We start from the raw sequence: 13,108 nt of genomic DNA, 5'->3' as shown, positions 1-13,108 counted from the left end.
TTTACAAAACTTATCGTGAATAAATTCGTTTTGGGAATAAAACTGTTTTACAAATGGTTTGCCTGTTAGTGATTAGTGAGGTGTTTGAAGCGTTGCTATATAAATATTATACCGTAAAGGGATATGGGGAAAGCGAGATCGTACTGGAAAAATCGCGCTTTATTTGTTACGTCAATCGGGCGACAACCGAAGAAGAAGCTGTCCAATTTATTCAGTCGATTAAAAAGAAACATTGGGATGCAACCCATAATTGTTCGGCCTACTTAATCGGTGAGCATGACCACATTCAAAAAGCAAACGACGATGGGGAACCGAGCGGTACAGCTGGTGTTCCGATGCTCGAGGTGTTAAAGAAAAAAGGGCTTAAAGATACAGTAGCGGTGGTTACCCGCTATTTCGGCGGTATCAAACTCGGGGCGGGCGGTCTTGTCCGCGCCTATGGAAAAGCGGTATCTGAGGGATTAAAGGCAGCTGGGATTGTCGAACGCCGCCTTATGCGTGTCATGCATGTCATCATTGATTACACATGGCTTGGCAAAGTGGAAAATGAGCTGCGCTCTTCGATTTATGCCATTAAAAATATTCATTACCTCGACCAAGTTGAAGTGGAAGTGTTTGTCGAAGAAACCGCTAAGCAACCTTTCCTCGAGTGGATGACCGACTTAACGAACGGAAAAGCAGAAATTCGAGAAGGCGAAATGACGTATTTGGAAGAGAAAGTAGAAGAATGACAAAGATTTTAACTTGTCTCGCAAAGCATGATCATAAACGAGCGACATAAACAATAAATGTTCTATTGTACAACAAACCATTCTATTTTTAACTGAAAAGAGGGTTTTTATGATGGATTCAAGGACAAATAGAAAATCCTTAAAAAAGAAGAAAAAGAAAAAAAGCAAAAAGTTCCGCTTGTTTATTCTTACGTTTCTTCTTTTATTAATTGGAACAGGAAGTGTTTTTGCTTACCAGATATATTCTGAAGCAAGAAAGGCAAGCGAGAAAATATACGAAGCGTTAGACCTTTCTAAATTGAAGAAAAAACCGCATGAACACATTGAAATTCGAAAAGACCCGATGACCGTTTTGCTTGTCGGTGTTGAAAATCAGGGCATCGCAGACGGGGTTAAGGAAGGTCATTCTGATGTTATTATGCTTTTAACGGTAAATCCAGCTACAAAAAAAGTATACATGCTGAGCATCCCGCGCGATACACGGATCTATATACCAGCGGAGGGCCGGAAAGATAAAATCACTCACTCATACATGCATGGCGGCATCGAATCAACGATTTCCGCTGTCAACGAATTGATTGATGTGCCAATCGACTATTATATTACAACGAACTTTGAAGGATTTGAACAAATTGTCGATTCGCTTGGCGGCGTAACCGTTGATGTACCATTTACCTTTAAAGCACAACTTACTGACTCCTTAAAATGGTATACTTTCCACAAAGGTGAAATGGAGTTAAATGGAAACCAAGCGCTGGCATATGTGCGAATGAGAAAGTCTGATCCAAGAGGAGACTTCGGAAGAAACGAGCGGCAAAAACAAGTGCTCAAAGCTATTGTTGAGAAGAGCACATCGATTACTTCTCTGACAAAACTCGACGATGTTATCGCACGTTTAGGCGACAATGTTCGCACGAATATTCCGCCGTCGGATTTACTTTCATTTGTTTACCTTTATAAGGAAATGAAAAATGTTCCAATTGAAAACCTCCATTTAAAAGGATACGACGACTATATTAATAACACCTATTACTATATTCCAGATGACCAATCTGTCGCAGAAATTAATGAAACATTAAAGCAGGCGCTGGATAAAAATCCAACTAGTTCCTATACTCAAAATAGTATCAGTGAAGATTCCCAGTCTTCTAATTAAATAGTTTATATTTAAAAGGGGCCCTAAGACACGGGCCCCTTTTAGCACTTTATTCCGATTGGAAATTTCGACAAAAATCGGTTACTATAAATATTAGAAGAATAATAGAGTTCGGAGGGATAATGTGAAAAGGTGGATAGCTTCTACGATTGTAGCAACTAGCTGCATATGGCCCACATTTGTTTTGGCCGAAAATACATCACCAAACCAGTACCCCCTGCAAATGGTGGCCGATGAAACAACAATGGTACGAAAGGGAGCCACAACATCATATCCGGTCGTTACTTCTATTCCATTAGGACAACAAGTAACAGCGATCGATGAATTTACTAATAAATCCGGGGAGTTGTGGTATCGCGTTCAATTTGGTCACATCACCGGTTGGGCATTAGCTGAACACTTTGAGATCCAAAAAGAAACAAACATCGGAAAACAAGCGGTTGTGCTGCAAAACAACGTGTCGTTGCGCAAAGGTGCGTCTTCTTCATATGAATCAATTCAAACATTGCGGAACGGACAAATTGTTCAAATTATCGATGAGTTCAAAAACTCCCTTCAAGAAACGTACTATCGCGTGAGTGTATCCGGAAAAAAAGGATGGGTACTTGCAAATCAATTATATATTGCAAACCACCTTCCAACCACACTGCCGTCTTATTTCTCCGTTGCCCAAACTGCCCAAGTGAAGCGCGGAGCAAGCAATGCGTACCAAACAGTCGCCACCATCAGCAAAGGACAAACGATCACTGTAATCGATTTGTTTGTAACCAGTCAAAAAAGCTTATGGTATCGCATCGACACAGGAAAAATCAAAGGCTGGGTACCTGAAGAGACATTGAAAAATGCGATAGCCGTTGCAGCGCCGACTATGCTTGCAGGCCAGCAACAAACCAAAACATATCAACTGTTGATCAACGTATCAGTGGCAAATGTTCGGCAAAGTCCGTCTATGAGCGCCAAAGTGCTGACACAACTAAAAAAAGGAACAGCGTTAAAAGGAACAGCTGTTTCAATCGACTCCAAAGGTGCTAAATGGTATAAAGTCGTTCTTCCAAACAACAAAACTGGTTGGGTACACGAGACGGTTGTCAAAGTAACTAGCAGTAGTGCAACGTCACCGTCCAACACGACATCGTCATCTACCAAAAAAACCATTATCACAAATAGCGCCGTTCTTTATGCAACACCAGCCTTTAATGCGGCAGTTGTTGAAAGAATGAAAAAAAATAGTCAAGTTACAGTGCTCGAAACCATTAACGGTTCTTTATTCAAGTGGCTTAAAGTGACTTCTCCGTCTAGAAAAACCGGATGGATTCCGGAATTTGAACTAAATAGCACATCAACAAAATATGTCTATACGACAGCATCCTCGGTTCCGCTTCGGCGTGGAGCTTCGGAAGCGTACCAAACGTTGCGAACGCTCAGCTTAAATGAACGGCTTTTATACTTATATAGCTACAACGAATGGCTATATGTCGAAACAGTTTCAGGGGTGCGAGGATGGATACAAAAAGCAAAAACTTCTTCGATTGCCGTTAACAGTCTCGTTCAACCAAAAGTTAGAACAAGCGGGAAAGATCGATATATTGAGTGGACGAAAACAAATAATTTTTCAGTTTCGTACTCTGTTTTATCGGGCAACCGCCTAAAGATCACGGGAACGTTCGCATACGCGGAGATGCCAAAATTCCCAATTGCGGGAATACAGTCGGTTGAACAAGTGAATTCTTCGGTTATCGTTACGTTTGCACCTGGATATACGTTCACTATTCGCAATTACAGCGATCGAGTTTCTATCAAAATTCTCGAAACGGGATTAAAAGGAAAGAAAATTATTATTGATGCGGGACACGGTGGTCAAGATACAGGTGCGATTGGTCCAACCGGTTTGAAAGAGAAGGATGTTAATTTAGACACCGCTTTACTTTTAAAAGCCGAATTGGAGAAAGCTGGCGCTATCGTTACATTAACGCGCAGCACAGATGTATTTTTAGAACTTTCCGAGCGGACGGCAATTGCTAATAATTCGGATTATGATGCATTTATTAGCATCCATATAGACTCTTATTCTCGTACATCCACAGGGACAACGACCTACTACAATGTGTCCACTAACTTTAACGGTCCAAAAAGTAAAATACTAGCCCAATACGTGCAACAGCGGCTCGTTGGGCAATTAGGAAGGCCAGATCGCGGCTATAAGGAACAAGAATTTTATGTAAATCGCAAAAACGAATTGCCTAGTATTCTTGTAGAATTAGCATTTATTTCAAATCCGAATGAAGAAGCGCTGCTAAAAACAAAAGCGTTCCGCCAAAAAGCTGCCGTTGGTATTCGCCAAGGGTTAGAAGACTACTTTGATAATTTTTAATGACAACGAGTTGCTTTGAAGTGTTCCCGGCTTTGAAGCAACTCTGTTTTACAAAGGGTATAGGAGGATTTAACTATGAAAGCGAAAAAATGGGCAGTTTCGCTTGGTCTAACAATTGGAATCGTTACAGGATCTGTTTTTTTTACCCCATCTATCATGAAAGCGTCTGAAGAAGTAGTTCTAGCAAGCGTCGATTGGGTGACAGCGCAACTCAATCCAATTAAATCACAAATTGCGGATTTGCAAGCAAAGGTCGCATCGCAACAAAAAGAAATTGATAGTTTAAAGCAACAAATAGCAAAAGCAAACACGCTGCCATCAACCGTTTATGCAATCAAAAACAAAACAGCGATCCGCAGCGGAGCTAGTACGTCTTACAAAGTTGTCGCTTACAAAAATACCGGCGATTCACTAAAGGTCATAAGTACTCTTTCCTCCTCTCAAGGAGTATGGTACTACGTCCAAGTATCTTCTAACGTGAAAGGTTGGGTTGCTTATAGCGATGTTTCTCTGACGCGCAGCACAGCGAGCAGCAATCAAAAAACAGTGGTCACCACCACAAAAACGAACATTCGAAAAGGGGCAAGCACTTCTTATCCGGTTGTTGAAACGGTAGAACGCGGTGCCATGTTGCTTTTTATCCAATCCTTTACGAACAGCAAAGGTGAGTTATGGTATAACGTGCAAACAAACAGCGGAAAACGGGGCTGGATGGCTGGGTATTTAGGCGAGGTGAAATAACCGATGAGATACATTTTTTCTCTCACTCTTGCAGCGATGTTTCTGTTCGGTCTTCCTCTCTCGCCGAAAGCAGCAGACGTCGTGACGTACTCGAATCCTGTCAACGTGCTTGTATATCAAGGAAACTCTGCTTCTATTTTAGTAAATGGAAACTATCAGCTATTTAATAAACAAACTGGGGCTATTACCCCTTTAGCCAATAATACAACATTAACAATTCAATATACGCCAATGGGCGTCATCGTTTCAAACGGAACAACATCTACTTCATCTACCGTCGGCTTCACCATTCAAGAAATAAAAGGAGTTTATGCCCTTTCTTTGCTAAAGGTGAATAATAAACTGTATCGCGGCAGCGCTGATATTACGGTTAAAACGAATACTCTTCAAGTTATTAACATTCTTGATATGGAAGATTATTTAAAAGGGGTCGTACCGAACGAAATGCCGGCGTCTTGGCCAAAAGAGGCATTAAAAGCTCAAGCGATTGCTGCAAGAAGCTATGCACAAGCAACCAAAAGCACACTCACCACAAACCCAAACAGCCAAGTATACAGCGGATACAGCAGCGAGGACTCTCGCACAAATGCTGCCATTGCTGAAACACAAGGGTTATATGTAAAGTATAACGGAAAAGTCATTCAAGCCTTTTTCCACTCAACAAGCGGAGGAAAAACGGCAAACGTAGGCGATGTATGGAACTCCAATCAAAGTTTGTTCCCATACCTTTCAAGTGTCAGCGATCCATATGAGTCATCGCCTTATAGCAATTGGTCATTTACCTTTACACCAAGCACCATTTTAAAGTCGTTCGGATTTAATGATTCGTCAACAGTGCTATATGATATGTCGATAACAAAAACAGGTGCTAACGGAGAAGTAGGTGCAGTCACAGTTGTGACTTCATCCGGTCAAAAGACAATAAGCGGAGACGAAAGCAAGATCCGGAGCTTATTCCCGATTAACGACTCGCGCTACTATAATAAGCTACTCTCCAACTGGTTTACTATTACGGTTAATCGAGATGGTTCCTTATATGCGCAGACGGTCTCTGGAAAAACGCCTCTCTATAAGATGAATGGACAACGTGTTCAAACAAGTGCCGGCACCCAAACAATCACCAATACAAGCAACATCAAAGTACAAACAGCCTCCAGCGTCACCTCTCTTCCATCTTTAGGAACTGGGGTCGTTTCCTCGGTTGTTGTCAACGGAAAAGGATGGGGACACCGCATTGGAATGAGCCAATATGGCGCCAAAGCATTTGCTGAAAAAGGTTGGACAGCCGTACAAATCCTACAATACTACTTTAAAGGAACTACCGTTTCTAAATAAATAGAGCCTGGACAAGCTCGTCCAGGCTTATTTATGTTCTGAAAGATGATGTAATAAGTCATCGACAATGCGGCTCCATGAATACTCCTCTACAGCTAACTTTCGGCCATTTTCCGACATCGCCTTATATTCATCAGGAGAAATAGCTAAAAGTTTGCGGATTTCAGCCGCAATCCCTTCTGGATTTTCCGGTGGAGCAATTCGACCGCAGTTGTGCGTTAATAAAATATCAGCGCTTTCTCCGTCCCCGCAATAAAGGACGGGCGTACCTGTAGCGATCGCTGGGAAAATTTTCGATGGGCGTGCGCCTTTAAATAAATCAATATTGCGCAACGAAACAATGCTGTAGTCAGAAATCGAGAAAATTTCCGGCATTTTCGCTACCGGCACTGAGCCGTAAAACGTCACATTATCAAGCTGAAGCTCCTCTTTCATTTTCACTAACTTTTCCCGTTCTTGTCCATCCCCAACAAACAAGAAATGAACATTCGGGTGCTCATCCTTTAAAAGAGCAGCAGCTTGCAGGACCGAATCGAGCCCTTGTGCATATCCCATGGTCCCTGCATACGTAAACACTGTTTTTCCTTCTAAACCAATTTCTTTAATCAGCTGTTCGCTTTTCGGAAGCGGTTTAAACACATCTGTATTCACGCCATTCGGCAATAAAAACACATCTTGAGCCGGCTTCCCATGCTTAATCATGTAATCACGGATGCCTTCTGTTGCTGTCGCAATCTTCCATGATTTTTTATATAGAAAATGTTCCAGCCATGTTGCCATCTTAATAAACATCTTATTTTTTAAAATACCTAATTCCACCGCCGATTCCGGCCAAATATCGGCCACGTTGAAAACAAATTTTGCTCGTTTGAGCTTCGCGCCAACATAGCCGGTAATCCCTAAAAATAATGGCGGCGAATTACAAATAATCACATCCGTCGGCTTTGATTTCCAAAGCGAATAAAAAGCGCTAAAGGTGAAAGAAAAATAAGAAGCTAACCTCTTCCAAAAACTACCTTTAGGGGACGGATAAATCCATGTTCGGTGAACCGGAATACCGTCCCACTTTTCAAACATATAGAACATACCGCGGTATTCTTCCGGAATGACCCCTTTTGGATGATGCGGGAATGCTGTTAACACTTCCACTTGATGACCGCGTTTGAGCAGCTCTTTACTAACCTCATAAACACGTATTTGCGGCGCGCCCGTTTCAGGCGGAAAGTGTTGACACAAATAAATGATTCTCATAGCTGTTGCAGTTTTTCCCTTAAGTATGGTTCTAATTTTTCTTTTAAGTCTGGGCGCTTTAAGGCAAAATCAATAGAGGCTTGCAAAAAGCCAAATTTATCTCCCACATCATAGCGCGTTCCCTTAATTATATAGGAGTAGATATTCTCTTTCGCCAACAAACGGTCAATAGCATCCGTTAATTGGATTTCTCCCTTTGAATCCGGTTTCACTTGCTCAAGCATCTCGAAAATAGCCGGCGTGAGGATATATCTTCCGATAATCGCTTGTGTAGATGGCGCTTTTTCCGCTGCTGGCTTTTCTACTAATCCTTTCACCGTATACAACTCACCATTTTGCTGATCATAGTCAACAATTCCGTATTTATGAACTTCCGAACGTGGAACATCTTTGACTCCGAGAACGCTTGAGCGGACATGCTGATATTGTTCAATCATTTGCCGCAATGCAGGAACGTCACTGTCAATAATGTCATCACCTAACAAAACAGCAAACGGTTCATCGCCGATAAACTTTTTCGCGCATAACACCGCATGCCCAAGCCCAAGCGGCTCTTTTTGACGAACATAATGAATATCGACTAAGTTGGAAATCGACTCGACGACTTTTAACATATCATGTTTGCCCGTTCTCTCCAACAACATCTCGAGTTCCACTGATTTATCAAAGTGATCCTCAATCGCTCGTTTGTTTCTTCCTGTTACGATAATAATATCCTCAATCCCCGATTGAACTGCTTCCTCAATAATATATTGAATCGTTGGCTTATCAACAATCGGCAGCATTTCTTTCGGCTGCGCCTTCGTCGCTGGCAAAAAGCGCGTTCCTAATCCTGCCGCGGGAATGACTGCTTTTTTGATCATCACTCACACCCCGTTCAATGTTTGTTCATACAGCTTTAACATGCCATTTGCGTTATCAATCCAATTGTATTGTTCTTTAACATGGGAAATTCCGTTTTGCCCCATCTGTTTGCGCAAAGATTCATCACTTAAAAGCTGTCGAAAGGCCTGCGCTAAAGCGTTCGGATTTTCTTTTGGCACGATCAATCCCGTTACATCCTTTTTGACAACTTCCGGAAGTCCCCCAACGTTTGATACAACGACTGGCACTCCGCATGCCATCGCTTCCACCGCTGCTACACCGAAACTTTCGCTATCCTCTGTAGAAGGAACAGCAAAAATATCTATTTCATTAATATATGTTGGCACTTCCGTATTTGGTACACGCCCCGTAAATGTAGTAACATGTCGAATGCCAAGCGTCTCTGCTAACTGTTCATATTCTTGACGCTGTGGTCCATCACCCACAATCATTAAATTCGTCTGCGGGTAATCTTGATGAATCATCGCAAACGCCTTAATTAAATCGGCAATTCCGTATTTATCTGACAGGGCTTTAACGGTTCCAATCGTAATAGTCTCTTTTTCTCGTTTTTCCAACGGTTTAAAAATGGTAAGATCAACGCCAAAAGGCGTTACCTCGACTGGCTTGTCCGTATATTTTTTCGTTTCCTCTGCCATCACATGGCTTGTCGAACAAATCACATCCGCTTTTCTCAAAGTAAATTCAACAATGCTTCGATTCACTCGATTTTGCTGGGGAAATTGATAAATATCCCGTCCCCATACAGAAACATAAAACGGATGATAATTTGCAAGGGCACCGACAAATCCATAACTCGACACATAATGGGCGTGTAAAATGTCGGGTTGGAACGATGAAAGAAAGCTTTTTAGGGCGAATACGCTCGAAATATAAGAGAATTTCCCGGGAAACCATTTCGGCAACTTCACTGTTTCGACTTCTTTCGCATATTCTGGCGAATAATGATCTTGAAACGTGATGACTTTGACATCGATACCTTGTTGTTGATAAAATCGCGCCCACTTATGAGTATGGATCGACTTGCTTGGAGCTAATAACGCAATCTTCATGTTTCATCACCCGCTAATGTTCTCTTTACTTTCTCTACCCTTGCAATCCAAGAATGCTTTTCCATGAACGTTTTTATAATTTGGTGGCGATAATGTTCTTTTTGATCGATCATGATTTGAATCGCCTGAGCCATTGATTGAGGATTGTCTTCGCAAATGACTCCATATTCGTCCTCTTCAATAAAACGCTTTTGTGCTAAACAATTTGTTGCTACAACAGGAAGCTCGTTCGACAAATACTCTACAAGTTTTACTGGCACGGAAAAATCATTATATTCACTGCGCAATCTCGGGATGAACGCAAAATCCATCTGCTCATATAAACGATCTAGTTCCGCTCCGCTTATATGCTTGACTTCAACACCTAAACGGCGAATTCGTTCCTTTTTGTCAGCAGAAAGAGCATCATATTCATTTTTTCGACACACAATCGTCAATTGCATTGTCGGTTTATGTTCATTGACGATTTCTAGCGCATCGAGCAGCAAAAATAACCCGTAATCTTCGCTATTAATGCCGCCGACATACAATCCTCTAGCAATCGAATCATGGCGTTCTTCCCTAGCAACCTCTCTTCGTTTCCCGCCAGGTGGCAGATCAGTCATTGGGCGGTCAATCGCTACATATTTCCCCATCTCCACACTTGGCAAAAAAACGACATCACAATATCTTTCATAAAAACGTTCTTCCCAGCGATAAATCGTCTGCATAACTTTCTTTTTCCAGCCTTTTAACGGATACAGCTCATCAAACTTCCAGTACACATCACGATAAAACACACCTATAGGAACGTTGCGCTCTTTTAAATAACGCAACACAGTCCGGTCAATGAACGGCTTTTGCGGCTTATGCCCTGGATCTGTGAGCCATAGCGGAATCGTCTGATTTTCCATATAGCAAAACCAAATATTATCAAGCTTTCCCTCGCGCACGAGCTCTCGGAACCGTTTTTCACGTTCCGCTGACGTGCCGGCAATCAAAATTGTTTCCGCTCCCTTTTTTTCGCTCCATTCGCGAAACGCTTTATACATTTCATGCGGTCTTAGCTTCGAGCCGCTGTTAGCTTGTTCCGCCAACGGAAACGGATAATAGACGAGAACCTTTTTCATTTTAATCCCTCATCGAACATTGAATTTTTTCAACAATCCAGTCTTTCGCAAAAGCGGCCATACATCCGCCTTCACCCGCAAAAATAATACCATTCCGCCGAACAATACGACAAGCAAGATCCAAATCGGATTGAATAGAAAATCGGTAAATCCCCCAACAATGGTGCGCGGTATATTCACCGAAAAATAAACAAGCAAGCTAATGAACACAGGATTTTTCGGCAAACGCAGAAAGCAAATATATAACAGCTGAATAACGACGCCGACATAAAGCGTACCAGCAATAATCCCTAAATAACCGAAATTGGCATACGCTTCAGCCACAAAAAGCGTATTAAGCACACCGCCTGTCCCATCTTCAATTCGCTCCGGGAACACGTGCGCCATCACCATCCGGGCAGAGCGAACGTTGTCGACATCAAACAAGTTCGTTAAAATGGAAGGCAAGCTTCTTCCATGCAAAAACGGCAATGCCTCGCCAAACAAATTCAAATGTAAAAAGGTGGGAGCAATTTGCGCGAAAATGATTCGACCGATCGGTCCTTTATTATAGGACAAAAATGATCCAACATCGTGAACCCCTTGAATCACAACGTACATTCCCACTAAGACAATGCCGCCGATCAATCCGTATGCCACAACTTTGCCTAACGACAATCGCAGTTTTCCAATATAGATGCGCACAAGCAAAAACATGATCAAATAAAAGAAAATAGGCGATTTGGCTAAGTCATATACATTCACAAACACGGCACCGGCAAACAATATTAAAAATAATATTTTCCATCGAAACTCATTCGTAAGAACAGAAAAAATATAGGCTATTAATGATAACAGGGGGGTAAGAGAAAGGGCAAAAATGTTACGAAACAGCACATTCCCTTTAAAGTGAAGGGACGCTTGAATCCGTAGCTCCGCTAAACTCATATCCCCATGCCCTGTTATCAACGCAAAAATTGGAACATGCGGCGTTTTCCAAATGGTATATAAAATCGCTAGCACACTCATTCCGGACAAAGCGACGAACAAATAAAAAAATTCATTGGATCGGTGAGTGCCAATAGGTTGAATCGGACTCTCCAAATATCGAGAAAATTCAGTCGCTGCCTCAAAACCGCATAACTTGGAGACAAAAAGCATGGCTAGCGGCAAGAATACCATTACAAAACAAACAACGGCAAAGCCGATCGCCCGGTATTCGTCCGGCCTAAATAGCTTATCGGTCATGTAATAATGGTCAACACCGAGCGCAATGAGCAACGAACCAATAAAACTCGAAACAAGCAACGAATAATAGTATACAATCGACACAAGATTCGGTTTCACGATTGACAGGCTTCCTGACACATAGCGAAACAATGCGGTCGACACAAATAATACAACAAGCCAAATTGACACATATAACATAAGAATGCACCCTTAGCGCTCGATCGCCTCAACAATTTTTTCAGCCGCTTTTCCATCCCCAAATACGTCCGAATACACCGGATGGACTTCCTTTTTCACCGCAGCAACGATTTTATCTACATCGGTTCCAACAAGAATATTCGCTTCCGTCTCAAGCGTTTCTACCCACTCCGTCTGTTCACGTACAGTCACGCATGGCACTTGCATAAAGTAAGCTTCCTTTTGAACGCCACCTGAATCAGTAATGATCTTTTTCGCATGGCTTTCAAGCGTCAACATATCAAGGTAGCCGACAGGTTCAATAACTTTTAAGTTTGGAATCGCATCGACGCTTAAACCATACGCTTCTAGTTTATGCTTTGTGCGCGGATGCATTGGCCATACTTTCATATCTTCGATTTGCGCAAATGCCGCTAAAATATTTTTCATGTTTTCAATATTGTCAGTGTTTTCTGCGCGATGAATTGTAATTAAATGATATTGCTTTTCACTTAAGCCCAGATCAGCAAGAATCGTCGATTTTTGCGCCGCAAGCTCTTTATTATATAAAACCGCATCATACATGACGTCGCCAATATTGATGACATTGCGCGTAATATTCTCATTTTTTAAGTTTTCAACGGCCGTATCAGTCGGACAGAATAAAAATTCCGACACATGGTCTGTCATAATTCGGTTAATTTCTTCCGGCATTTTTTTGTTAAAGCTGCGCAATCCCGCTTCGATATGAATAACAGGCACGTGCAGCTTTGCCGCCACAAGCGCCCCGGCAAGCGTCGAGTTCGTATCCCCGTATACAAGCACGTAATCCGGCTGTTCCTTCAAAACGATTTCTTCAATTTTAATAAGCATTTCCCCTGTTTGTTTACCGTGGTTGCCGGAGCCGACCCCAAGATAATAATCAGGCTTTGGAATGTTTAATTCTTCAAAAAAGATATCGGACATGTTCGCATCATAATGTTGTCCTGTGTGAATAATAATTTCCGTATGTTTTTTGCGCAATACGCGCGACACTGGAGCGGCTTTAATAAACTGCGGTCTTGCACCCAAAACGGTCACAATTTTCATTT

General features: G+C 42.0%; 11 protein-coding genes. 5 read left to right on the top strand and 6 right to left on the bottom strand.

All coding sequences use genetic code 11. The features are described 5' to 3' along the window. Window positions 1-92 precede the first annotated feature (92 nt). The 5 genes from N667_RS0109045 (at window position 93) to N667_RS0109025 (ending at window position 6,334) form a co-directional block, all read left to right on the top strand. Entirely contained in the window at window positions 93-731 is a 639-nt protein-coding gene (locus tag N667_RS0109045) for a YigZ family protein (protein WP_027409272.1), read from the top strand. 112 nt (window positions 732-843) lie between these two features. After that, window positions 844-1,887: an LCP family protein gene (locus tag N667_RS0109040; RefSeq protein ID WP_035098575.1), complete on the top strand. Its 1,044-nt coding sequence runs from the start codon at window positions 844-846 to the stop codon at window positions 1,885-1,887. Window positions 1,888-2,011: 124 nt separating this feature from the next. Further along, window positions 2,012-4,258, top strand: a complete 2,247-nt coding sequence (locus N667_RS0109035; protein ID WP_027409270.1) for an SH3 domain-containing protein — start codon at window positions 2,012-2,014, stop codon at window positions 4,256-4,258. A gap of 75 nt (window positions 4,259-4,333) precedes the next feature. Next, window positions 4,334-4,999, top strand: a complete 666-nt coding sequence (locus N667_RS0109030) for an SH3 domain-containing protein (RefSeq protein ID WP_027409269.1) — start codon at window positions 4,334-4,336, stop codon at window positions 4,997-4,999. A gap of 3 nt (window positions 5,000-5,002) precedes the next feature. After that, complete coding sequence (locus N667_RS0109025; protein ID WP_027409268.1) at window positions 5,003-6,334, top strand: SpoIID/LytB domain-containing protein; 1,332 nt, start codon at window positions 5,003-5,005, stop codon at window positions 6,332-6,334. A gap of 27 nt (window positions 6,335-6,361) precedes the next feature. Here N667_RS0109025 and N667_RS0109020 read toward each other — a convergent pair whose 3' ends face one another. Genes N667_RS0109020 through wecB form a run of 6 tightly spaced genes read right to left on the bottom strand, consistent with a single transcriptional unit; the run spans window position 6,362 to window position 13,106 of the window. Continuing rightward, the gene (locus N667_RS0109020) at window positions 6,362-7,585 is read right to left on the bottom strand and encodes a glycosyltransferase family 4 protein (RefSeq protein WP_027409267.1); all 1,224 of its coding nucleotides are present in this window, start codon (window positions 7,583-7,585) and stop codon (window positions 6,362-6,364) included. Next, complete coding sequence (gene galU / locus N667_RS0109015) at window positions 7,582-8,448, bottom strand: UTP--glucose-1-phosphate uridylyltransferase GalU (protein ID WP_027409266.1); 867 nt, start codon at window positions 8,446-8,448, stop codon at window positions 7,582-7,584. Before galU ends, N667_RS0109020 begins: the two co-directional genes overlap by 4 nt. A 3-nt stretch (window positions 8,449-8,451) precedes the next feature. Continuing rightward, a complete protein-coding gene (locus N667_RS0109010; protein ID WP_027409265.1) occupies window positions 8,452-9,522 on the bottom strand; it encodes a glycosyltransferase in 1,071 nt (356 codons plus the stop codon). Continuing rightward, window positions 9,519-10,631, bottom strand: coding sequence for a glycosyltransferase (locus tag N667_RS0109005; RefSeq protein WP_027409264.1), 1,113 nt, complete (start codon window positions 10,629-10,631; stop codon window positions 9,519-9,521). Before N667_RS0109005 ends, N667_RS0109010 begins: the two co-directional genes overlap by 4 nt. Before the next feature lie 9 nt (window positions 10,632-10,640). Next, window positions 10,641-12,038 carry an O-antigen polymerase gene (locus tag N667_RS0109000; protein ID WP_027409263.1) on the bottom strand — a complete coding sequence of 466 codons (1,398 nt, stop codon included), beginning with the start codon at window positions 12,036-12,038 and terminating at the stop codon, window positions 10,641-10,643. A 12-nt stretch (window positions 12,039-12,050) separates the two neighbouring features. Continuing rightward, the gene (gene wecB / locus N667_RS0108995) at window positions 12,051-13,106 is read right to left on the bottom strand and encodes a non-hydrolyzing UDP-N-acetylglucosamine 2-epimerase (RefSeq protein WP_027409262.1); all 1,056 of its coding nucleotides are present in this window, start codon (window positions 13,104-13,106) and stop codon (window positions 12,051-12,053) included. Window positions 13,107-13,108: the final 2 nt, after the last annotated feature.

The sequence above is a fragment of the Anoxybacillus tepidamans PS2 genome (genome assembly GCF_000620165.1).
Lineage (GTDB): Bacteria > Bacillota > Bacilli > Bacillales > Anoxybacillaceae > Anoxybacteroides > Anoxybacteroides tepidamans_A.
This window is presented reverse-complemented; position numbering and strand designations above follow the sequence as displayed.

Bases quoted from the DNA above. Each gene is read 5' to 3' on its own strand.
- wecB (WP_027409262.1), bottom strand. From the start codon at position 13,106: ATGAAAATTGTGACCGTTTTGGGTGCAAGACCGCAGTTTATTAAAGCC.
- N667_RS0109005 (WP_027409264.1), bottom strand. From the start codon at position 10,631: ATGAAAAAGGTTCTCGTCTATTATCCGTTTCCGTTGGCGGAACAAGCT.
- N667_RS0109010 (WP_027409265.1), bottom strand. From the start codon at position 9,522: ATGAAGATTGCGTTATTAGCTCCAAGCAAGTCGATCCATACTCATAAG.
- N667_RS0109020 (WP_027409267.1), bottom strand. From the start codon at position 7,585: ATGAGAATCATTTATTTGTGTCAACACTTTCCGCCTGAAACGGGCGCG.
- galU (WP_027409266.1), bottom strand. From the start codon at position 8,448: ATGATCAAAAAAGCAGTCATTCCCGCGGCAGGATTAGGAACGCGCTTT.
- N667_RS0109030 (WP_027409269.1), top strand. From the start codon at position 4,334: ATGAAAGCGAAAAAATGGGCAGTTTCGCTTGGTCTAACAATTGGAATC.
- N667_RS0109040 (WP_035098575.1), top strand. From the start codon at position 844: ATGGATTCAAGGACAAATAGAAAATCCTTAAAAAAGAAGAAAAAGAAA.
- N667_RS0109000 (WP_027409263.1), bottom strand. From the start codon at position 12,038: ATGTTATATGTGTCAATTTGGCTTGTTGTATTATTTGTGTCGACCGCA.
- N667_RS0109025 (WP_027409268.1), top strand. From the start codon at position 5,003: ATGAGATACATTTTTTCTCTCACTCTTGCAGCGATGTTTCTGTTCGGT.